This window comes from Hydrogenophaga sp. SL48 (assembly GCF_021729865.1).
GTDB lineage: Bacteria > Pseudomonadota > Gammaproteobacteria > Burkholderiales > Burkholderiaceae_C > Hydrogenophaga.
In genome coordinates this window covers 1,090,272-1,110,671 of the sequence record NZ_CP063400.1, presented here as the reverse complement: position 1 = coordinate 1,110,671, position 20,400 = coordinate 1,090,272, and the positions used below count along the sequence as shown (strand labels likewise).

At 67.3% G+C, this 20,400-nt stretch carries 17 protein-coding genes and 4 riboswitches; of the genes, 12 read left to right on the top strand and 5 right to left on the bottom strand.

All coding sequences use genetic code 11. The features are described 5' to 3' along the window. The first annotated feature begins 49 nt into the window (after positions 1 to 49). The gene (locus tag IM738_RS05340; protein WP_236964857.1) at positions 50 to 643 is read left to right on the top strand and encodes a peroxidase-related enzyme; all 594 of its coding nucleotides are present in this window, start codon (positions 50 to 52) and stop codon (positions 641 to 643) included. Positions 644 to 675: 32 nt separating this feature from the next. Here the strand turns inward: IM738_RS05340 and IM738_RS05335 are convergent, their stop codons facing one another. The 3 genes from IM738_RS05335 to IM738_RS05325 are packed head-to-tail and all read right to left on the bottom strand — an operon-like array spanning position 676 to position 2,868. Continuing rightward, the gene (locus IM738_RS05335) at positions 676 to 1,128 is read right to left on the bottom strand and encodes an acyl-CoA thioesterase (RefSeq protein WP_236964856.1); all 453 of its coding nucleotides are present in this window, start codon (positions 1,126 to 1,128) and stop codon (positions 676 to 678) included. 14 nt (positions 1,129 to 1,142) lie between these two features. Next, complete coding sequence (locus IM738_RS05330; protein WP_236964855.1) at positions 1,143 to 2,057, bottom strand: DMT family transporter; 915 nt, start codon at positions 2,055 to 2,057, stop codon at positions 1,143 to 1,145. A gap of 28 nt (positions 2,058 to 2,085) precedes the next feature. Beyond that, a complete protein-coding gene (locus IM738_RS05325) occupies positions 2,086 to 2,868 on the bottom strand; it encodes an SDR family oxidoreductase (RefSeq protein WP_236964854.1) in 783 nt (260 codons plus the stop codon). Positions 2,869 to 3,016: 148 nt separating this feature from the next. On the opposite strand from IM738_RS05325, the gene IM738_RS05320 reads away from it, so the two are divergent. The 9 genes from IM738_RS05320 to gcvP all read left to right on the top strand — a co-directional run bounded on the left by IM738_RS05320 (position 3,017) and on the right by gcvP (position 16,238). Further along, positions 3,017 to 4,699: an electron transfer flavoprotein-ubiquinone oxidoreductase gene (locus IM738_RS05320; RefSeq protein ID WP_236964853.1), complete on the top strand. Its 1,683-nt coding sequence runs from the start codon at positions 3,017 to 3,019 to the stop codon at positions 4,697 to 4,699. 148 nt (positions 4,700 to 4,847) lie between these two features. Then, complete coding sequence (locus IM738_RS05315) at positions 4,848 to 6,167, top strand: TAXI family TRAP transporter solute-binding subunit (protein ID WP_236964852.1); 1,320 nt, start codon at positions 4,848 to 4,850, stop codon at positions 6,165 to 6,167. After that, positions 6,164 to 7,459: an ABC transporter substrate-binding protein gene (locus IM738_RS05310; RefSeq protein WP_236964851.1), complete on the top strand. Its 1,296-nt coding sequence runs from the start codon at positions 6,164 to 6,166 to the stop codon at positions 7,457 to 7,459. Before IM738_RS05315 ends, IM738_RS05310 begins: the two co-directional genes overlap by 4 nt. Positions 7,460 to 7,481: 22 nt before the next feature. Then, the gene (locus IM738_RS05305) at positions 7,482 to 8,141 is read left to right on the top strand and encodes a nucleoside/nucleotide kinase family protein (protein ID WP_236964850.1); all 660 of its coding nucleotides are present in this window, start codon (positions 7,482 to 7,484) and stop codon (positions 8,139 to 8,141) included. A 230-nt stretch (positions 8,142 to 8,371) separates the two neighbouring features. Then, positions 8,372 to 10,534 carry an ArnT family glycosyltransferase gene (locus IM738_RS05300; RefSeq protein WP_236964849.1) on the top strand — a complete coding sequence of 721 codons (2,163 nt, stop codon included), beginning with the start codon at positions 8,372 to 8,374 and terminating at the stop codon, positions 10,532 to 10,534. 111 nt (positions 10,535 to 10,645) lie between these two features. Further along, complete coding sequence (locus IM738_RS05295; RefSeq protein WP_236964848.1) at positions 10,646 to 11,176, top strand: hypothetical protein; 531 nt, start codon at positions 10,646 to 10,648, stop codon at positions 11,174 to 11,176. Between the two features lie 27 nt (positions 11,177 to 11,203). Continuing rightward, positions 11,204 to 11,314: riboswitch (glycine riboswitch) on the top strand. A 12-nt stretch (positions 11,315 to 11,326) separates the two neighbouring features. Further along, a riboswitch (glycine riboswitch) is annotated at positions 11,327 to 11,441 on the top strand. 72 nt (positions 11,442 to 11,513) lie between these two features. After that, positions 11,514 to 12,653 (top strand): glycine cleavage system aminomethyltransferase GcvT, encoded by a 1,140-nt coding sequence (gene gcvT / locus IM738_RS05290; RefSeq protein ID WP_236964847.1) that lies wholly within the window; start codon positions 11,514 to 11,516, stop codon positions 12,651 to 12,653. Positions 12,654 to 12,781: 128 nt separating this feature from the next. Further along, the gene (gene gcvH, locus IM738_RS05285) at positions 12,782 to 13,153 is read left to right on the top strand and encodes a glycine cleavage system protein GcvH (RefSeq protein WP_236964846.1); all 372 of its coding nucleotides are present in this window, start codon (positions 12,782 to 12,784) and stop codon (positions 13,151 to 13,153) included. 151 nt (positions 13,154 to 13,304) lie between these two features. Further along, positions 13,305 to 16,238 (top strand): aminomethyl-transferring glycine dehydrogenase, encoded by a 2,934-nt coding sequence (gene gcvP / locus IM738_RS05280; protein ID WP_236964845.1) that lies wholly within the window; start codon positions 13,305 to 13,307, stop codon positions 16,236 to 16,238. A 51-nt stretch (positions 16,239 to 16,289) separates the two neighbouring features. Here gcvP and IM738_RS05275 read toward each other — a convergent pair whose 3' ends face one another. Beyond that, positions 16,290 to 16,922, bottom strand: coding sequence for a trimeric intracellular cation channel family protein (locus IM738_RS05275; protein WP_236964844.1), 633 nt, complete (start codon positions 16,920 to 16,922; stop codon positions 16,290 to 16,292). Next, entirely contained in the window at positions 16,891 to 17,814 is a 924-nt protein-coding gene (locus IM738_RS05270) for a LysR family transcriptional regulator (RefSeq protein ID WP_236964843.1), read from the bottom strand. The genes IM738_RS05275 and IM738_RS05270 overlap by 32 nt, the downstream gene beginning before the upstream one ends. A 106-nt stretch (positions 17,815 to 17,920) precedes the next feature. Here IM738_RS05270 and IM738_RS05265 point away from each other — a divergent pair, with 106 nt between their 5' ends. Further along, complete coding sequence (locus tag IM738_RS05265) at positions 17,921 to 19,093, top strand: M20 aminoacylase family protein (protein WP_236964842.1); 1,173 nt, start codon at positions 17,921 to 17,923, stop codon at positions 19,091 to 19,093. A 29-nt stretch (positions 19,094 to 19,122) separates the two neighbouring features. Further along, entirely contained in the window at positions 19,123 to 20,121 is a 999-nt protein-coding gene (locus tag IM738_RS05260; RefSeq protein WP_236964841.1) for a tripartite tricarboxylate transporter substrate binding protein, read from the top strand. A 9-nt stretch (positions 20,122 to 20,130) separates the two neighbouring features. Next, a riboswitch (glycine riboswitch) is annotated at positions 20,131 to 20,227 on the top strand. A gap of 12 nt (positions 20,228 to 20,239) precedes the next feature. After that, a riboswitch (glycine riboswitch) is annotated at positions 20,240 to 20,345 on the top strand. Positions 20,346 to 20,400: the final 55 nt, after the last annotated feature.

The following is a 20,400-nucleotide window of genomic DNA, read 5'->3' as shown; positions in this document are numbered from 1 at the left end:
GGGCCGAGGATAAGCTGGCGAGATTCCACGAACCTGAACGGAGACCCCCATGAGCGCCAAACCCCGCTATCCCCTGCCCGATCTGAACAGCCTGCCCGATGACCTCAAAGCCAAGATCCTTGAGGTGCAGGAGAAAGCAGGCTTCGTGCCCAACGTGTTCCTGGGGCTGGCGCGCCGCCCGGCCGAGTGGCGCGCGTTCTTCGCGTACCACGACGCGCTGATGACACCGGAGGCGGTGGGTCGCAGCTCGGGTCTGAGCAAGGGTGACCGCGAAATGATCGTCACCACCACCAGCGCGGCCAACCACTGCCTGTACTGCGTGGTCGCGCACGGCGCGATCCTGCGCATCTACGAGAAGAAACCGCTGGTGGCCGACCAGGTGGCGGTGAACCACCGCAAGGCCGACATCACACCACGCCAGCGCGCCATGCTCGACTTTGCGATGAAGGTCTGCCTGGCCTCGCACGAGATCGACGATGCCGATTTCGCCGCACTGGCCGAACACGGTTTCGACGACGAAGACGCCTGGGACATTGCCGCCATCACCGCCTTCTTCGGCCTCTCCAACCGGGTCGCCAACGTCACCGGGATGATGCCGAACCCCGAGTTCTACCTGATGGGTCGTGTGCCCAAGGCCAAGTAAGACCCCAAGCGTCCCTGCAACGGATCGGCTGTTCAACCTTTGGTGAGCCTCGGGGGCCCACCGGCCGTCTCGATCAGCGCCCGCGCCTGATCGGACATGGGCACCGATTTCTGCCGGGGGAAATCCACCCAGACAATGGTCGCACCGCCATTGGCACACACCGTGTCCGGGTCGTCGACGCGCGACATCTCGTGGTAGGTGTCGAACGAGCTCTTGCCCATCGTCCCCGCATAGGTTCGCACCAGCACATCGCCCGGGAACTCCAGTTGCCGGATGAAGTTGCAGAAAGCGTTGACGATCACCGGCCCTTCTCCTTTGGGATCTGCCGGCAGCCCCATGCCGAAGAACCAGTCCAGCCGGGCGATCTCCATGTAACGGAAGTAGATCGTGTTGTTGACATGGCCCATGGCGTCCATGTCGCCCCAGCGGATGGGCACCACGATGGAGTGCACCAGTGTCTTGTCGTCAGGCAGTTCAAGCTTCATCTTGTATGGGTGTTCTATCGATGTGCACGGATGGAGGCCAGGATGCCGGCCACGAACAGCACACACGCCAGCAGCTGAGCGGTGGCCGGCCAGTCGCCGCTCCACACAAAAGCATAAATCAAGGCAAAGACGGTTTCGCTCACCACGAGCTGGCCGGCCAGGCTGGTGCTCAGGCGGCGGCTCGCCACGTTCCACATCACCGACGCGATCCAGGCCGAGCCGATGCCAGTGAAGGCACAGACGAACACAAAAGCGCCGAAGCCAGGCCGTGACACCAGTGCATGCCAGGCGGTGCCCCAGCCCAGCCAGAGCAGCAGCCCGCCCAGACCCGCCGCGAGCCCCAGCCAGTTGGCCCAGGCGGTGGACTTGACCTCGGGGTGGCGGCGGATCCAGCGCGCGTTGAGCATGCCGAAAGCCAGCCAGCTGAGCATGGCGCCGACCGCGAGCAACACGCCTCGCCACAAATGGCCCGAACCGGTCTCGCCCATTGCGTCCGAGGTGGCGTCCATCATCAGCGCCATGCCGGCCGCGGTCAGCACCAGCCCAGGCAGGAGCGCCACCCAGCGCAGGTGATCCGGCTTGCCCAGCAGCATCATCCAGACCGGCAGCGTGCCGATGATCAGCGCCGGCAGCGCCGCCCCGGCGTCCGCGATGCCGTAGACCAGCAGCAGGTAGTAGCCCGTGTAGCCCAGCACGCTGAGTCCGAGGGCTGCACCCGTCTGCGCCGCATCGGGCCACAGGCCGGAGCGTGCCTTCGGGGATGTCATCAGCGTCTGCCACAGCATCCACGCCAATGAAAACAGGCCGCAGGCGATGAACCGCCCCGCCGTGTAGTCCTCCGACGAGAAACCGGGTGCCACCAGCGGCGCGACAAAGGTCGTGCCCCAGAACGCCCCTGCACCCAGACCAGCCGCAATGCCCGCAGCCATTCCGGGCGGCAGGCCCGCTGGCGCGCGCTCAGACGCCGAAGCCGTCATCCGCTGCAATGACCGCGCCGTTCACGAAATGGCTCTCGTTGGAAGCGAGCATGACCAGGATCGCGTCCAGGTCGGCCGGCTGGCCCACGCGCTTGCGCGGCAACATGTTGATGAGTTTCTGGCCCTGCTCGGTCTGCCAGTGGTGGTGGTTGATCTCGGTGTCGATGTAGCCCGGGCAGATGGCGTTGACGTTGATGCCGTACTTGCCCCACTCCACCGCCATGGCCTTGGTCATGTGCACCACGGCGGCCTTGCTCATGCAATACACGCCGATCTGCGGCAGCACCTTGAGCCCGGCCATCGACGCGATGTTGATGATGCGACCGCCCACGTAGGTACCCGGTGCCGCACCCTTGGCGCGCGCCAGCATGCGCTTGGCCACTTCCTGGGCCACGAAGAAAGCGCCTTTGGTGTTGGTGTTCAGGATGAAATCGAAGTCTTCTTCGGTCACGTCCTGCAGGCGCTGGGTCGTGCTCACTCCCGAGTTGTTGACCAGGATGTCGATCGCGCCGACCTCGGTTTCGGCATGGGCGATGGCCGCCTTGATGGACGCCAGATCGGTCACATCCAGCGCCACCACATGGGCGTCGCCGCCCTCCGCCTCGATGTGCGCGCGCAGCGCCATCAGTCGATCGGTGCGGCGGCTGGCCAGCACCACAGCCGCACCTGCCCGGGCCAGGGTCTTGGCAAACTGTTCGCCCAGGCCGCCCGAAGCACCGGTGATGAGGGCCACACGGCCGGAAAGGTCAAGGCTGTAGGCCATCTAGAGAACCTCCTCGAAAGACAATCGGAACGCCGCCGGGGCGGCGCAGGTGACAAACATTGTGCGCCATCGGCCACTAGAATCCTTCACGCCCACGACAGGGCCTGCCTCCGGGCGGGCCCCCCACACAAGAGGAAGCCAGCCCATCATGAGTCCCGAAGAAATCCTGAGCACCTACGGCCCACGCGAAGCGATGGAATACGACGTCGTCGTGGTCGGCGGCGGCCCCGCCGGCCTGGCCACCGCCATCCGCCTCAAGCAGCTCGCCGCCGACAAAGGCAGCGAGATCAACGTCTGCGTGCTCGAGAAAGGCTCCGAGCCCGGCGCCCACATCCTCAGTGGCGCGGTCATGGACCCCAAGGCCATCACCGAGCTGTTCCCGAACTGGAAAGAACTCGGCGCACCGCTGAACCAGCCCGTGACCGGCGACGACCTGCTGGTGCTCAGCGAGACCGGCGCCACCCGCACCCCCGACTGGCTGATGCCGCGCAACTTCGACAACCACGGCTGCTATGTCATCAGCCTGGGCGCTGTGACCAAGTGGCTCGGTGAGCAGGCCGAAGCCCTGGGCGTGGAAATCTTCCCCGGCTTCTCGGCCGCCGAGGTGCTTTACCACGATGACGGCTCTGTGAAGGGTGTGGCCACCGGCAACCAGGGCGTGGGCAAAGACGGCGAACCCATGGAGAGCTTCCAGATCGGCATGGAACTGCACGCCAAGTACACCGTGTTCGCCGAAGGCGCCCGCGGCCACCTGGGCAAACAACTCATTGCCAAGTACAAGCTCGACGAAGGCAAGGACGCGCAGACCTTCGCCATCGGCATCAAGGAACTCTGGGAAGTGCCGGCCGACAAGGCCAAGCCCGGTCTCGTGGTGCACACGGCCGGCTGGCCGCTGAACGACGACGCCTTCGGCGGTGGTTTCCTCTACCACCTCGAAGGCAACAAGGTCACGCTGGGCTACGTGATCGGTCTGGACTACCAGAACCCCTGGATGAGCCCGTTCGAAGAGATGCAGCGCTGGAAGACGCACCCCAGCATCAAGGCGCACATCGAAGGCGGCAAGCGCCTGGGCTACGGCGCGCGTGCGCTGAACAACGGCACGCCCCAGGCCCTGCCCAAGCTGGTGTTCCCGGGTGGCGCCATGGTCGGCTGCAACGCCGGTTTCCTGAACGCCGCCCGCATCAAGGGCAGCCACGCGGCGATCAAGAGCGGCATGTTGTGCGCCGAAGCGGCGTTCGAGGCCGTGGCCGCGGGACGCCAGTCCGATGAACTGAGCGCGTTCGAGACCGGCTTCAAGGCCAGCTGGCTGCACGAGGAACTCTGGACCTACCGCAACTTCAAGAACTGGTTCAAGAAGAGCCCGCTCATGGGCAAGCTGATGACCGGTGTCGAACACTGGTTCCTGCCCAAGGTGGGCGTGAACACCCCGCCCTGGACGCTGCACAACACGACCAAAGACCACACCAAGCTCAAGCCAGCGGCGGAGATGCCGCAGATCACGTATCCGAAGCCGGACGGCGTGATCACCTTCGACCGCCTCTCCAGCGTGTTCGTGAGCAACACCAACCACGAAGAGCAGCAGCCGGCGCACCTGACGCTGAAGGACGCGAGCGTGCCGGTGCAGATCAACCTGGCGAAGTACGCCGGTCCCGAGAGCCGTTACTGCCCGGCAGGCGTCTACGAGTTCGTGAACAAGGACGGCGCCGATCAACTGGTGATCAACGCGCAGAACTGCGTGCACTGCAAGACCTGCGACATCAAGGACCCGACGCAGAACATCGTCTGGGTCACCCCAGAAGGCGGCGGTGGGCCGAACTACGCCGGCATGTGAGGCCGTCCCGGCCAACAGCAACAGCCGCCTTCGGGCGGCTTTTTTTTTGCACTGTCGCACCGGGGGGACGGTCGAACGACTGGGTCCGATTCATGCATTGCAAAAAGATACAAATCTCCTATGCTGGCAAGGCGTTCAACCCCAACCCATGACATCCGCCTCGCTCTACCGCCACCGCTGGATGCTGATCCGCTTGCCGCTGGCGTTGCTGGCAGTGGCGCTGGCCATCATGGCCTGGTGGTGGCTCTACCCGATGCCCCCCTCGCGCCTGACCATCAGCACCGGCCAGGCCGACGGCGCCTACCACTGGCACGCCGCGCGGTACGTCGAGGCCTTCGCCCGGCGAGGCATCACACTGACGGTGCTGGAGTCTCCGGGTTCGGCCGACAACCTCCGGCGCCTGCAGGCGGACCCGCCCCAAGCCGATCTGGCGCTGGTCCAGGGCGGCTTCGGGTGGTCGTCCTCGTCCGGCGACCCCAGAGACATGGCTGCGGTGCAGACGCTGGCCAGCGTGGACATCGAAGTGTTGTGGCTGTTCAGCCGGGACACCCCGATGACCTCGCTGGTGCAACTGGCCGGTCTGCGGGTCGCTGCAGGCCCTGAAGGCAGTGGCCACCGCAGCTTGCTGCGCCGCCTGCTGGCGCAACAGCACGTGTCACCTGAATCTGTGACCCTGTCGGACCTCAGTGGCGTGGCCGCACGCGACGCCCTGCAAGCCCAGACCGTCGACGCGGTGTTCATGGTGGCCGCGCCCAGCGCGCCGGGCGTCAGCGCACTGCTCACCGCGCCCGGCGTGCAACTGGCGACCCTGCACCGCACCGCAGCCATCGCCGAACGCAACAACTACCTTGAAAACCGCCTGTTGCCACAAGATGCGCTTGGCCCCAGGCAGCCCCCAGCCGACGCCCCCGTGCTGACCACACCGACGCACTTGCTCGCGCGCCAGGATCTGGACTCCGCCCTCAAACGCATGGCCACCGCCATCGCGCTGGAGGTGCACCGCGAGGCAGGCGCCTTCCACCGCGCAGGCGAATACCCGGCGCTGCGTTTCAGCGATTTCCCGGCCGCGCCCGAAGCCCGCATGGTGCTGACACGAGGGCTGGGGGGCCTGGAGGCGGTGCTGCCCTTCTGGTGGGCGCAGGTGCTGCAGCGCTTGCTGGTGATCGGCCTGCCGCTGGCCCTGGTCACCGTGCTGCTGTTCCGCCTGGTCCCGGCCTGGGTGCGCTGGCGCCTGGAGAGCCGGGTGTCGCGCTGGTATGGCGAACTCATGTTCATCGAGAACGATCTGGCGTCCAGCACCCTCAACGTGGGTGGCATCGAACTCAGTCGCATCAATTCGCGCCTGAGCGAGATGGAAGACGCCATCGCGTCGGTGAAGTTGCCACCCGAACTCGCCCAGCGCTGGTACCTCCTTCGCCAGCACGTCGATTTCGTTCGCGGCCACATCCGGGGGTACCGGGGGCGATGAAAATCCTGCTGCTCTACCGCCGCCGCTGGTGGCTGATCTACCTGCCGGTGCTGGTGGCGGTGTGTGTGCTGCTGGCGGTGACACTGTGGGTCTGGAAACCGCTGCCACCACCGCGCGTGGTCATCGGCACCGGGCCGGGCCAGAGCAGCTACCTCGCTCTGGCCAGGGCCTACGCCGCCCGGCTGGAGCACATGGGCATTGCCGTGGACATCGTCACCCACGACCGGCCGCAGGAACCACTCGAACGCCTGGCGCGCGGCGGGGCGGGGCTGGACGTGAGCTTCGCCCAGGGACTCTACGCGCCGCAAGGCGGGCAGGTGCAGGCGCTGGCGGTGATCGGTCATGAGATCGTGTGGCTGTTCGCCCGCGAAGGCATTCACAGCCTGTCACAACTCAAGGGCCAGCGCATCGCCAGCGCGGTGGCGGGTTCGTCCAACCGGCTCGCGGCCGAGTTGCTGCTCCAGCATGTCGGCATCCGGCCCGACGAGGTGAGCTTCACGACCGACGTGGGCGACGCGGCGATCAGTGCCTTCGGCGAAGGCCGTGTCGATGCGGTGGTCCATGTGGCCACCGGCGACTCGCAGACCGCCGCCACCCTGGCGCGGCTGGATGGCGTGCACCTGCTCGGCGTGGAGCGCGCCGGCCTGCTCGCCACACGCGAGCCGCGGCTGCGCGCGGTGGTCATGCCGCAAGGCTCCATCGAGCTGCGCAGCAACCTGCCCGCCGCCGACCTGCCCAGCGTCGTGACCCTCACCCACCTGCTGGTGCGCCCTGATCTGCACCCTTCCCTGCAACGCGCGCTGCTGGACGTCGCGGGCGAACTGCATGTGATGGCCGGTTTTCTCGAAGGCCAGGGCCTGTATCCGTCCACGGTGGGCAGCGACTTCCCGGTCTCTCCCACCGCGGCGCGGCACCTCAGGGGCGGCCGTCCATGGCTCGAGACCCTGCTGCCCTACGGCACGGCGCAATGGGCCGAGCTGGTGCTGTATGCCCTGCTGCCCATGGGGTTGGTGGGCACGGCCCTGCTGCTGCGGGCCCCTCGCTACATCGACTGGCGGGTGGACGCCGCACTGCAGCACTTCTATGGGGAGCTCAAGTTCCTCGAAGAGGAGCTCACGCACGCCGCGCCGGGTGATTCCGCCGTCCTGCAGCCGTTTGTGAGACGGCTCGACCTCCTGGAGCGGGAGGTCTCGACCATGGAGCTGCCCGACCGGTACGCCCACCGCTGGTACACCCTGCGCGAACACCTGCAGCAAGCGCGCGAACGTTTGCTGGCCCTGAAACCGGCCTGAGGCTGCGCTACATTCAGCGGCCATGACCGCGCCCGCACTCCACCCCGACCTGATCCAACACCTGCGTGCGCTGGCCAGCGGCCCCCGCTGCCTGCTGGGCGTCGTCGGCCCCCCCGGCGCCGGCAAGTCCACCCTGGCCAGCCTGATGGCGCAGGCCGTCGGCGAGCAGGCCCAGGCCGTGCCCATGGACGGTTTCCACCTGGCACAGACCGAGCTGGAACGCCTCGGTCGAGCCTCGCGCAAGGGCGCACCCGACACCTTCGACGCCGCCGGCTATGCAGCACTGCTGCGGCGCTTGCGCGCGCAGAAGGAGGACGAGGTGGTCTACGCGCCCGACTTCCGGCGGGAGATCGAAGAGCCCGTGGCCGGCGCACTGCCCGTGTTCCCCGACACGCCGCTGATCGTCACCGAAGGCAACTACCTGCTGCTGGACGACGGCCCCTGGCAACCGGTGGCCGGCCTGCTGGACGAGGTCTGGTACCTGCAGGTGGAACCCGGCCTTCGGCTGGAGCGGCTGGCGCAGCGCCACCAGCGGTTCGGGCGCAGCCGCGAAGCGGCGCTGGCCTGGATCGCGTCCACCGACGAGCCCAACGCCCGCCGCATCGAAGCGGTGCAGCACCGCGCCCAGCGCCAGATCGGCTGGGACGAGGCGCAAGGCCTCTTTCACTGGCTGGTGCCCTGAACGTCTCCCGCTCGCAGACGCCGGAGTGTTTCCGCAGCGCAACACTACCCCCTCCCAGGGGGTGAGTTGTTCACGCCCCTAAAAGGTTCTTAAGCATCGGCCCCTATCATCCGAAAGTTATTGTTTTCTCTGAACCCCGCAACAGGGAAGCAGTACAAAACCCCCAAAAAAACACGGTGTTCAGGGTCAGGAAACCCCGGCGCCCTTCCCACGAGATCAGGTGGTTTTGCATGTTTCTGGCGCTTCAAACCCTGCTGCGCAGCCGCTCACCGGCGCACCTTCTCCTTCGGGCCGCGGTCGTGGCCCTGCTCGCCACCCTCGTGGCCCTGTCCCTTTCCCGGCTGAACCGCGACCTCCAGGTGTCATTCGACATGCGGACCGAACGCGCCGGGCCGTTCCAGTTCTACTACGCCGGCCCTGACGCGGCCTTCAATGAACGCCAGAACGTCACCCGCTACACCCCCGCCGGGGTCTGGCAGCGGCACACCATCGACATCAACAGCCTGCGCAGGTTCACCCTGATCCGCATGGACCCGATCACCGGGCCGGGCACGGTGGAGATCGGCTCGATCGAGATGAGCAGCCGCTGGGGCCGGCTCACGCTGCAAGGCCCCGCGTTCCAAGCCGCCATCATGGGTTTGCAGGACCTGGTCATCGAAGGGGTCGACCCCGCCGTGATCCGCATGCGCGGCGCCGGCGGCGATCCCCATTTCGTGTTCCAGCTGCCCCAAGCCGTGGTCAAGCCGCACATGGCCCAGCAGCTGCCGATGGTACTCATGGCGGGCCTGGGCGCGGGCCTGTTCTGGCTGGTGCTCGACATCGCGCTGGGTCGTCTGAAACGCAGAAAACCCGAATGGCACGCCCGGCTCGGCCGGATCGCCGCACGCGGCTGGATCGTGCCGCTGGCGGTGTGCCTGGCGCTCACCTACCGCGCGGCCGACCGCATCTCGGACGACCCGATCCTGGGCGACGGCATCCAGAACCTGTTGATGGCCGTCAACGTGTTCAAGCACAACACCTTCTCGCTCGACACCGGTGACCGCGTCCGGCCTACCAATTTCCGCGAGCCACTGGATCCTTTGCTGGTGGGACTGCACCTCAAGCTGGCCGTGCCCGAGGCGGTGAACCGGCCGTTCGCGGATTTCCGTTCCGGCGAATTCACCCGCACGGTGAAGCTGAGCAACCTGTTCTGGGTGTACGCGGGTTTGGTGGGCATCTGGTTGCTCACCCTGCGCGTGGGCGGCACCAACCTCACCGGGTTCATCGCCACGGTGCTGTCTTTCCAGATCTTCTTCCACGGTGGCACCTACATCGACACGCTCTACACCGAGCTGTCCACCGCCACGCTCATGATCTGGGCCACCTACGGGTTGCTGCGCTCGGTGCAGAAGCAGTCGATGGCCTGGTTCCTGGGCTCGGGCGTGTTGATGGGCCTGCTGGCGCTGGGCAAGGCCTCGTTCGTCTACATCGGGGCGGCAGCGGTGCCCTTGCTGATGATCGCGCTGCTGTTCGCGCGCCGGCCCGACCGCTTCGCCTTCACCCAGGTGATGGTCTGGGGCCTGGCCATGACCACCACCTTCCTGCTGACGCTCTCGCCCTGGCTGCTGCGCAACCAGGCGCAGTTCGGCAACATGCGCATCACCGAGCGCGGCGGGTTGATTCTCTGGGGCCGCGCCCACCTCAACAACATGAGCAACGACGAGGTGCTGGGCCTGATTTACGACAAGAGCCCGTCCCTGTACAAAAGGGCCGTCGCAGGCACGCGCCTGGCCGAGGCGCCCGGTGATTTCGAAATCGGTGGACGCTGGCAGCGCCACAACCGCTACCGCTCCAGCTTCTGGGAGTCCGACCGCCGCGCCGCCTACGAGGGCAAACCGGAGAACGCGGTCAGCTTCCACTACCACGCCGCCGCGCAATACAACCAGCGTGTGTTCCAGCTGCGCGACCAGGGACACCCCAACCCGGATCAGGCCGTGGGTGACGAACTGAAAGCCGAAGCATTCAAGCTCCTCAAGGAACGGCCCTGGCGGCACGTGGTCATGACCCTGCCCTTCTTCTGGCACGGTTTCTGGAGTTTCAAGAAGGTGGAAGTGCCCTGGGTGTCACTGGAAACGCAGGACGCCCTGGGTGAGCTGCTCAATCTGTTCGCCGGCGTGTCGCTGTTCGGCGTGTTTCTCTACGGGCTGCTGCGCCGCCACGCGCAGTGGGTGGCGGTGACCGTGCTTCCGGTCGGGCTGCTGGTGTTTTATGCCTTCCTGACCCACAACATCCCGCGCTACTCCACGCCCGCACACCCCATGATGCTGCTGGCGTTCGTGCTGGTGCTGCGCACGCTGTGGCTGCGCTGGCGTGCGCGTGGCCAACGCGCGGGACCGACGCGGCTGATCGGCTGATCCGGTCACCACCGGTGCTGCCCCACAGGCCGCCCATCCCGGAACGCACGGGATGTAACACATTCGACACAATGCCCGGGCAGCATCTCCACCACGTTGTTGGAGTGAGAGATGCTGATCAAGACTGAAAAAGGCCGCCAGGAACTGCGCCCGGGCCACCGTTCCCTGGGCCAGCGCGAGCGGGCCATCCTGTTGCTGGTGGACGGCACCCAGACGGAGGAGGTCATCGCCGACCTGTTTCTGGGGGAGGGGCAGACCCTGATCGACCAGCTGCTGCGCAGCGGTCACCTGTCCCGCGCGGAAGAAAAGGCGCCGAACCGGCCCGCTGCCGTGGAAGCGCTGCCGAAACCGCCCACCACGGGCGCCGCCCATGGCGATCCGTTCGTGGGCACGCGCTCACTGGCCACGGCGCGCATGTTTCTCTTCGACCTCAGCGAACGCCTGTTCGCCCCCCGTGACAAGCAGCTGGCGCAGCGCTTCCGCGACGAGCTGCGCGAGGCGCGCGACGCCGCGGCCATGCTGGCCGTGGGACGCGCCATGATCGCCAAGGTGGAGCAGTTTGCCGGGAGCGAGCGCGCCGACGGGATCAGCGAACGCCTGGCCAAGCTGCTGCCTTCCGACGTGGTGCTGGAGCCGATCTGAACATCGGGCACTGGCGATTCCGTTAAACTCGCCCGGTCAGGAGAGAGCGCCCAACCGGGTGCCGCCGAAGGCGCAGGAGACCGGCCCGCATGTCGTGGAAGGTCCTGAACGCTCAGGCAAAAGGACTGGCAACCACCGCCCGAAAGGGCGGTGTCCCCCACTGGAGAGAGGCCGCTGCCCGACAAGGGTTCTGGCGGCCCACCGAAGGAGCAAACGTGGCATCGCCCGCGCGAATCTCTCAGGTAAAGCGGACAGTGGGGCAGCACACGGATGAACCGTGTTGTTCCCGCGACCCTGGTGTTGCGGGTCCTGCCCCACATGACCGCGAGAGCCCCCCGTGTCCGACACCACCGCCCTGCTCCAGACCCCGCTCAACGCCCTCCACCTCGAACTCGGTGCCCGCATGGTGCCGTTTGCCGGCTACAGCATGCCGGTGCAGTACCCCGCCGGCCTGATGGCCGAACACCACCACACCCGCAGCGCCGCCGGCCTGTTCGACGTCTCGCACATGGGCCAGCTCACGCTCTCCGGCCCCGATGCGGCTGCCGCGTTCGAGAGCCTGATGCCGGTGGACGTGATCGGCCTGGGTGTGAACAAGCAGCGCTACGGCCTGCTGCTGAACGACGAGGGCGGCATCATCGACGACCTGATGTTCGTCAACCGCGATATCGCCAACGGTGGGGACATCTTCGTGATCGTCAACGGCGCCTGCAAACACGGCGACCTGGCGCACATCCAGGCCCGTATCGGTGGCCGCTGCACCGTCACCCCGCAATTCGATCGCGCCCTGCTCGCCCTGCAGGGTCCGCAGGCCGTGACCGCGCTGCAGCGCCTGCTGCCCGGTGTGGAGAAGCTGGTGTTCATGACCGGCGCTGCGTTCACCTGGCACGGTGCGGATGTGTTCGTCACGCGCAGCGGCTACACCGGCGAAGACGGTTGCGAAATCTCCCTGCCCGCCGCCAGCGCCGAGGCTTTCGCCCGCGCCCTGCTCGCTCAGCCCGAGGTCAAGCCCATCGGCCTGGGTGCGCGCAACTCGCTGCGCCTGGAAGCCGGCCTCTGCCTCTACGGCAACGACATCGACACCACGACCACGCCGGTCGAGGCCGCGCTGAACTGGGCGATGCAGAAGGTTCGCCGCACCGGCGGCGAACGCGCCGGCGGTTTCCCGGGCGCTGAACGCGTGCTGGGCCAGCTCGACGGCACGGTCGCCCTGACGCGCAAGCGCGTCGGCCTGATCGCGCTGGAACGTGTGCCCGTGCGCGAACACGTCGAGCTGCACAGCCTGGAGGGCGTGAAGATCGGTGAAGTCACCAGCGGCCTGCTCGGCCCCACGGCCGACAAGCCCGTGGCCATCGGCTACGTTGCACCCGGGTTCGCCACGGTCGGCACCCGCGTGAATGCCCAAGTGCGCGGCAAGGCCGTTCCGATGGAAGTGGCGCCCATGCCCTTCGTCCCCAACCGATACCACAGGGGATGACCCCCTGCGCCGCTTCGCGGCTTCCCCCTGGAAGGGGACGCTACCAGCAGCCCGGCAAAGCCGGTTCTGCGGTAGCCCGCGGAGCAGATAAGCTGCCTTTCGTTTCAACCTTTTCACCGGAGACCACCATGACCACCAAGTACACCGAAGACCACGAATGGATCACCGTTGACGGCGGCATCGCCACCGTCGGCATCACCCACCACGCGCAGGATGCGCTCGGCGACGTGGTGTTCGTCGACCTGCCCGAAGTGGGCAAGACCTTTGCGCAGAAGGACGTGGCCGGCGTGGTCGAGTCCGTCAAGGCCGCTGCCGACGTCTACATGCCCATCAGCGGCGAAGTCACCGAGGTGAACGAAGGCCTGCGCGCCGACCCGGCCCTGGCCAACAGCGACCCGCTGGGCGCCGGCTGGTTCTTCAAGGTCAAGCTGAGCGACGCCTCGCAAGTCGACGCCCTGCTCGACGCCACCGCTTACGAAGCCTTCTCCAAACAAGGCTGATCCACCCCCGCCGCGCTGCGCGCGTCCCCCTCAAGGGGGCGGCGCCAGCGGCCCGGCAAAGCCGGCTCCGCGGCACCCGCTGGCTCGCTGCCCCTCACGCGAACCACCAGTCCATCGCCCCACGTTTCCAATCCAATCTGCAGGTCTTCCCATGCTGATGCCGTCCGTCAAACCCCTGGATGAACTCGAAAACCCCAGCGAGTTCATTGCCCGCCACATCGGCATCAGCGAAGCCGATGAAACGCTGATGCTGTCGGTCATCGGCGAGGTCTCGCGCCGCGCGCTGATCGACGGCATCGTGCCGCGCAGCATCGCGCGCAGCACCGGCATGGACCTGCCGCCCGCCGTGACCGAGGCCGCCGCGTTGGCCGAGCTCAAGGCGATTGCCTCGAAGAACAAGGTCTTCAAGAGCTTCATCGGCCAGGGCTACCACGGCACGCACACGCCCGGCGTGATCCTGCGCAACGTGCTGGAGAACCCCGCCTGGTACACCGCCTACACGCCTTACCAGGCCGAGATTTCGCAAGGCCGCATGGAGGCGCTGGTGAACTTCCAGACCATGGTCACCGACCTGACCGGCATGGCGATCGCCAACGCGTCGATGCTCGACGAAGCCACCGCCGCCGCCGAGGCCATGACACTGGCCAAGCGCTCGGTCAAGGCCAAGGGTACGGTGATCGTGGTGGCGGGTGACGCGCACCCGCAGACCATCGAAGTGGTGCAGACCCGCGCCGCGCCGCTGGGCCTGACGGTGAAGCTTGCGAATTCGGCGCAGGAGTGGGCCGAGGCGCTCGCCGCTGACGACTACTTCGCCGTGCTGGCGCAGTACCCGTCCACCAGCGGCCGCATCGATGACCTGCGCGCCGAGGTGCAGACCGTGCACGGCAAGCAGGCCGCCTTCATCGTGGCGGCCGACCTGCTGGCGCTCACACTGCTGGTGCCCCCGGGCGAGTTCGACGCCGACATCGTGGTCGGCACCACGCAGCGCTTCGGCATGCCCATGGGTGCCGGTGGCCCGCACGCCGCCTACATGGCCTGTCGCGACGAGTTCAAGCGCTCGCTGCCCGGCCGCCTGGTCGGCGTGAGCGTGGACACCCATGGCAACCCGGCCTACCGCCTCGCGCTGCAGACGCGCGAGCAGCACATCCGCCGCGAGAAGGCCACCTCCAACATCTGCACGGCACAGGTGTTGCCCGCCGTCGTGGCCAGCATGTACGCCGTGTACCACGGTCCGCAGGGCCTGAAGCGCATCGCGCAGCGAGTGGCCGCCTACACCGCCGTGCTGGCCCAGGGCCTGCAGCAGCTGGGCCACACGCTGACCAGCGCGTCCGCTTTCGACACGCTGACCGTGAAGGCGGCTGACGCCGCGCAAGCCCAGGCCATCGTGGGCAAGGCCGTGGCCCAGGGCGCCAACCTCAAGCTGTCCTGGGGCCAGTACGTCAGCATGTCGCTCGACGAAACCACCATCCGCGAAGACATCGCCTTGCTGTGGTCGGCGTTCGCGAAAGACGGTCAGGCCCTGCCGACCTTCGACGCCTTTGAGAAAGGCATCGAGCCGCTGATCCCCGCCGAGCTGCGCCGCACCAGCGCCTACCTCACGCACCCGGTGTTCAACAGCCACCACAGCGAGACCGGCATGCTGCGCTACATCCGCGCGCTGTCCGACAAGGACCTGGCGCTGGACCGCAGCATGATCCCGCTGGGCAGCTGCACCATGAAGCTCAACGCCACCAGCGAGATGATCCCCATCACCTGGCCCGAGTTCGCCAACGTGCACCCCTTCGCCCCGGCCGATCAACTGCAAGGCTACCAAGAGCTCGACGAGCAGCTGCGCGCCTGGCTCTGCCAGGCCACGGGCTACGCCGGCATCAGCCTGCAGCCCAACGCCGGTTCGCAGGGCGAATACGCCGGCCTGCTGGCCATCAAGGCCTTCCACGCCTCGCGCGGTGAAGCGCACCGCAACATCTGCCTGATCCCCTCGTCGGCCCACGGCACCAACCCCGCATCGGCCCAGATGGCCGGCATGCAGGTGGTGGTGACCAAGTGCGATGAGAACGGCAACGTGGACATGGCCGACCTGCAGGCGCAGTGCGAAAAACACAGCGCCCACCTGGCCTGCGTGATGATCACCTACCCCTCGACCCACGGCGTGTTCGAGACCACGGTCAAGGAACTCTGTGCGCTGGTGCACCAGCACGGCGGCCGCGTGTACGTGGACGGCGCCAACATGAACGCCCTGGTGGGCGTGGCAGCCCCCGGCGAGTTCGGCGGCGACGTGAGCCACCTGAACCTGCACAAGACCTTCTGCATCCCGCACGGCGGTGGCGGCCCGGGCGTCGGCCCGGTCTGCGTGGTGGCCGACCTCGTGCCGTTCCTGCCGGGTCACCGCGCGGGCGCCGAGCCGGCCGGTGTGTGTGACACGCCTGAGACCGAAGACGAGTTCCGCGTCGGCGCCGTGAGCGCCGCCCCGCTGGGCAACGCCGCCGTGCTGCCGATCAGCTGGATGTACATCCGCATGATGGGCGCCGATGGCCTGAAGCACGCGACCGAGGCCGCCATCCTGGCCGCCAACTACATCAGCAAGCGCCTGGCGCCGCACTACCCCACGCTCTACGCCTCGGCCAACGGCCACGTGGCGCACGAGTGCATCCTGGACCTGCGGCAACTGAAGGACACCAGCGGCGTGATGGCCGAGGACGTGGCCAAGCGCCTGATGGATTACGGCTTCCACGCACCCACGCTGAGCTTTCCGGTGGCCAACACCCTGATGGTTGAACCGACCGAGAGCGAGACGCTGGAAGAGCTGGACCGGTTCATCGACGCGATGATCGCCATCCGCGACGAGATCCGCCTGATCGAAGCCGGCAGCTGGCCGCAGGACGACAACCCGCTGAAGAACGCACCGCACACGGCCGACAGCCTGATGAAGGCCGACTGGCCGCACCCCTATGGCCGCGACGTGGGCGCCGCCAGCACCTCGACCCGCGCGCACGCCAAGTACTGGCCGCCCGTGGGCCGCATCGACAACGTGTACGGCGACCGCAACCTGTTCTGCAGCTGCGTGCCGATCAGCGAACTGGCCTGATCCTCGGGCCCCACGAAAGACAACGCCGGTGAGGCGACTCACCGGCGTTTGTCATTTCTGCGGCGAGCGCCAGCTGGGCAGTTGCCAGTCGAAGGCGATGGCCAGCCAGCGACTGCCCGTGGCCACCCCGATGCCCATCAGGCTGGCCAGCTCGGACGCCAGCCCCACGGCCGACAGCCCGAGAAAAGCCAAGCTGCCAGCCACGGCACACAGCGCGTACGGACGATGGTCCTGGTACACCTTGGGCACCTCGTTGCAGAGCACGTCGCGCGCCACGCCGCCGACGATGGCGGTGGTGGCGCCCATCAGCACGCTCACGCCCACCGACATGCCGGCCGCCACCGCGATGCTGGTGCCCGAGATCGCGAACAGCCCCAGGCCGAAGGCGTCCGCCACGTCCATGAGCCGGGCGCCCGCGTCCTGCAGCACGGCCTTGAGCCACCAGGGCGCGGTGATCACCATTGCGAAGACCAGCCAGAGGTAGGCCTCGTGTTCAACCCAGAACAGCGGGCGCCGGTCGAGCAGCAGGTCGCGCACGGTGCCGCCGCCGAAGGCGCTGACAAACGCGACAGAGAACACGCCCACCACGTCCATGCGCTTGCGCATGGCCTCAATGAGGCCGGAGACCGCGAAGGCCACCGTGCCACCCACCTCAATCGCGATCAGCAGTGCCGAGAGTTTCATGGGCACCATTCTGGCCCACCCAGCGCGCCAGCCACTCGCGCAGGATGCGCAGCGCCGGGGCTTCCTGCCGCTGGCTGAGCGTGACCAGACCAAAGCGCGCCGTGGCGTCCAGCGGCGGCGTCATGTCCAGCCGCACCAGCCCCTCGGCAGCGGCGTCCGCGGTCAGCACGATCGCGAGGCTGCGCCGGGCCACCTCGACGATGCTCAAGGTCTCGTCACAGCGCAGGGTCACCATGTCATCCGGATTGGCCTGCGGGCCATAGCGACCGATCAGCATCCGCGCCACCTCGTCGCTCAGCGGCGTGGACGCCACCGGGTAGGTCAGCACCTCGTCGATGGTGACCGGCTGACCGCGCTGAGCCAGCGGGTGGTCCGGCCGCACCAGAAACCCGGCAGCCAGCTCGAAGGCCTGGGTGATCTGCAGATCGGCCGCTGGCCGCACCGAGCGCACGTCCACCACCACCGCGTCAAGCAGTTGCTCCCGAAGGGCGTCGATCAGCACCCCCGTGTTGCCGCGCGAAATCTGCAGCTGCAGCCGGGGGTGGTGCTCGGCCGTGTGCAGCATCAGCGGCGTGGACAGCAGCGCGCCCGGCCCCGAACTCAGGCCGATGCGCAGCGTGCCGATCAGGCCGGCGTGCAGGCCCTTGCCGGTCTGCTTCAGTGCGTCGGCGTCGCTCACCAGCCGCCGGGCGCGCTGCAGCACCTCGTGCCCGAACGGCGTGAGCGCGATGCGCCGACCCAGCCGGTCGAACAGGCGGCCGCCCAGCTCGTCTTCCAGCGCCTGGATGCTGCGCGTGAGCGCGGGCTGCGTGAGGTACAGGGCCTTCGAGGCCTGCACGAAAGCGCCCAGCTCGGCCAGCACCACGAAGTGCCGAAGTTGCACGAGGGTCATCCCGAACCTTCACTCAAAGTCATGGGTTGTTGATGATCAATGCATTGGACTTTAAATCAGACGCTTCCTAACATGCAACAAAGTTCATGTTTCAGGAGTGCTTTGCATGGATCGCCTCAGTGACGCCGCCGTCGAACAGTTCATCGCCGTCCGCCGCGACATCCACCGCCACCCCGAGCTGGCCTTCAACGAGCGCCGCACGGCGGCCTTGGTCGCGGCCCAGCTGGGCGCCTGGGGCTTTGAGGTCACCACCGGCCTGGGCGGCACCGGCGTGGTCGGTCAACTGAAGCGCGGCACGTCAGACCGCACGATCGGCCTGCGCGCCGACATGGACGCCTTGCCCATCGCCGAGGCCACAGGCGCGGCCTGGGCCAGTTGCCACCACGGCGTGATGCACGCCTGCGGCCACGACGGCCACACCGCCATGCTGCTGGCCGCCGCGCAGCACCTGGCCACGCTGGGGAATTTCGAAGGCACGCTGAACCTGATCTTCCAGCCGGCCGAAGAAGGCGGCGGGGGCGCGCTGAAGATGATGGAAGACGGCCTGTTTGAGCGCTTCCCCTGCGACGCGATCTTTGCCATGCACAACATGCCGGGCATGCCGCAGGGGCAGCTGGTGTTCCGCAGCGGGCCGACCATGGCCTCGTCCGACTACGCCACCGTCATCCTGCACGGCCACGGCGGGCACGGCGCCATGCCGCACAAGGCGACCGACGTGGTGGTCGCGGCGGCCTCGCTGATCATGGCGCTGCAGACCGTGGCCTCGCGCCATGTGGACCCGATGCAGCCCGCCGTGGTCACCGTGGGTGCCATCCATGCCGGCGAGGCCAACAACGTGATCCCTGCAGAAGCGCGGCTGGAGATCAGCGTGCGCGCGCTGGACCCGCAGGTGCGGCGCAGCATGGAGCAGCGCATCCGCGAGCTGGTGCGCCTGCAGGCCGAGAGCTTTGGCGTGCGCGCCGAGATCACCTGGCGCCCGGGCTACGCCGTGCTGGTCAACGACGCGCAGCAGACCGCCCGCGCGCTGGCGGTGGCGCAGAAGCACTTTCCCCCGGAACAGATCAACCCACAAGGCCCCATGCTGACCGGCAGCGAGGACTTCGCCTTCATGCTCGAACGCGTGCCCGGCAGCTACCTGTTCATCGGCAACGGCGCCGACGGCGAGCCCGGCGCCTGCATGGTGCACAACCCGGCCTACGACTTCAACGACCTCAACATCGCCCCCGGCGCGGCCTACTGGATCGCGCTCGTGCTGGACCTGCTTTCCCCCAACCCCTGAGCCTCGACAACCACAACGGAGACCACCCCATGAACGCACGCATCCGCATCCACTTAGCTCTGGCCGGCGCCGCACTGGCCGCCCTCAGCCTGGCCGGCACAGCCATCGCCCAGACCTTCCCCGCCAGGCCAGTGACCCTGATGGTCCCCTACCCGGCCGGCGGCCTGTCGGACGTGATCGCACGCTCGGTCAACGTCACGCTGGGCAAACAGCTGGGCCAGCCGGTGGTGATCGAAAACCTGGGCGGCGCCAGCGGGTCGATTGCGGCGCAGAAGGTGCTCAACGGCCCCTCGGACGGCTACACCGTGTTCCAGGGTTCGCCCAACGAGCTGATCCTCGCGCCGCTGGCGATTTCGTCGATCAAGTTCAAGAGCGAAGACTTCCGCCTGGTGCAGATGATCGCCACCGCGCAGATCGCCTTCCTGGCCAAGAAGGATCTGCCGGTCAACAGCGTGGACGAGTTCCTCGACCACGCGCGCAAGGCCGCCAAGGACGGCAAGCCGCTGACCTTTGCCAGCGTCGGCCCGGGTTCGTTCTACCACCTGCTGGGCGAGCACCTGTCCAAGGTCACCGGCATCCCGATGATCCACGTGCCCTACAAGGGCGCGGCCCCCGCCGAGCAGGATTTGATGGCCGGCCAGGTCGACTTCTTCCTCGCGCCCTACGGCAAGAAGTACGACGAGATGCACAAGACGGGCCGCGTCAAGGTGCTGGCCATGCTCAACAGCGAACGGCTGGAGAGCGTGAAGCAGTACCCCGCCGTCAGCGAGAGCAAGCAGCTCAAGGACTTCACGTTCAAGATCTGGACCGGCTATTTCGTCAAGAAGGACACCCCGGAACCGGTGGTCACCGCTCTGCACAAGGCCATCGCCGGCACGCTGGGCGACCCGGCCGTGCACGCCGCGCTCGAAGCCAACAGCCAGCTGCTGCCCAAACCGCAGACGCTGGCCGAGGCCGACAAGGCCTACACCGACGGCACACAACAGTTCCGGGCCATCGTCAAATCCATCGGACTGCAGGCACAATAAGCGCCTCAAACCCGTCGATCGGGAGAGACCGGCACCCTCAGGGAAGGCCGGCGCCGAAGGAGCAACCGCCCCGGAAACTCTCAGGCAAAAGGACCGATCGACGATCGCGCTTTTCAAAGCGCAACACTCTGAAGAGTGGCCAGGATTCGTCTCCCGGCCCACCGCAGGAGCAAGCCCGTCAGCATGGCGGGTGAATCTCTCAGGTCACAAACAGAGGGGGTCATGGCCCGCACACGGTGTGCGGGGCGTGCCCCTTTGTTTGACGGCTTTCAAAGAGAT

Excerpts from the sequence above, each read along its gene's own strand:
- IM738_RS05340 (WP_236964857.1), top strand. The coding sequence starts at position 50 with ATGAGCGCCAAACCCCGCTATCCCCTGCCCGATCTGAACAGCCTGCCC.
- IM738_RS05335 (WP_236964856.1), bottom strand. The coding sequence starts at position 1,128 with ATGAAGCTTGAACTGCCTGACGACAAGACACTGGTGCACTCCATCGTG.
- IM738_RS05330 (WP_236964855.1), bottom strand. The coding sequence starts at position 2,057 with ATGGCTGCGGGCATTGCGGCTGGTCTGGGTGCAGGGGCGTTCTGGGGC.
- IM738_RS05325 (WP_236964854.1), bottom strand. The coding sequence starts at position 2,868 with ATGGCCTACAGCCTTGACCTTTCCGGCCGTGTGGCCCTCATCACCGGT.
- IM738_RS05320 (WP_236964853.1), top strand. The coding sequence starts at position 3,017 with ATGAGTCCCGAAGAAATCCTGAGCACCTACGGCCCACGCGAAGCGATG.
- IM738_RS05315 (WP_236964852.1), top strand. The coding sequence starts at position 4,848 with ATGACATCCGCCTCGCTCTACCGCCACCGCTGGATGCTGATCCGCTTG.
- IM738_RS05310 (WP_236964851.1), top strand. The coding sequence starts at position 6,164 with ATGAAAATCCTGCTGCTCTACCGCCGCCGCTGGTGGCTGATCTACCTG.
- IM738_RS05305 (WP_236964850.1), top strand. The coding sequence starts at position 7,482 with ATGACCGCGCCCGCACTCCACCCCGACCTGATCCAACACCTGCGTGCG.
- IM738_RS05300 (WP_236964849.1), top strand. The coding sequence starts at position 8,372 with ATGTTTCTGGCGCTTCAAACCCTGCTGCGCAGCCGCTCACCGGCGCAC.
- IM738_RS05295 (WP_236964848.1), top strand. The coding sequence starts at position 10,646 with ATGCTGATCAAGACTGAAAAAGGCCGCCAGGAACTGCGCCCGGGCCAC.
- gcvH (WP_236964846.1), top strand. The coding sequence starts at position 12,782 with ATGACCACCAAGTACACCGAAGACCACGAATGGATCACCGTTGACGGC.
- gcvP (WP_236964845.1), top strand. The coding sequence starts at position 13,305 with ATGCTGATGCCGTCCGTCAAACCCCTGGATGAACTCGAAAACCCCAGC.
- IM738_RS05275 (WP_236964844.1), bottom strand. The coding sequence starts at position 16,922 with ATGAAACTCTCGGCACTGCTGATCGCGATTGAGGTGGGTGGCACGGTG.
- IM738_RS05270 (WP_236964843.1), bottom strand. The coding sequence starts at position 17,814 with ATGACCCTCGTGCAACTTCGGCACTTCGTGGTGCTGGCCGAGCTGGGC.
- IM738_RS05265 (WP_236964842.1), top strand. The coding sequence starts at position 17,921 with ATGGATCGCCTCAGTGACGCCGCCGTCGAACAGTTCATCGCCGTCCGC.
- IM738_RS05260 (WP_236964841.1), top strand. The coding sequence starts at position 19,123 with ATGAACGCACGCATCCGCATCCACTTAGCTCTGGCCGGCGCCGCACTG.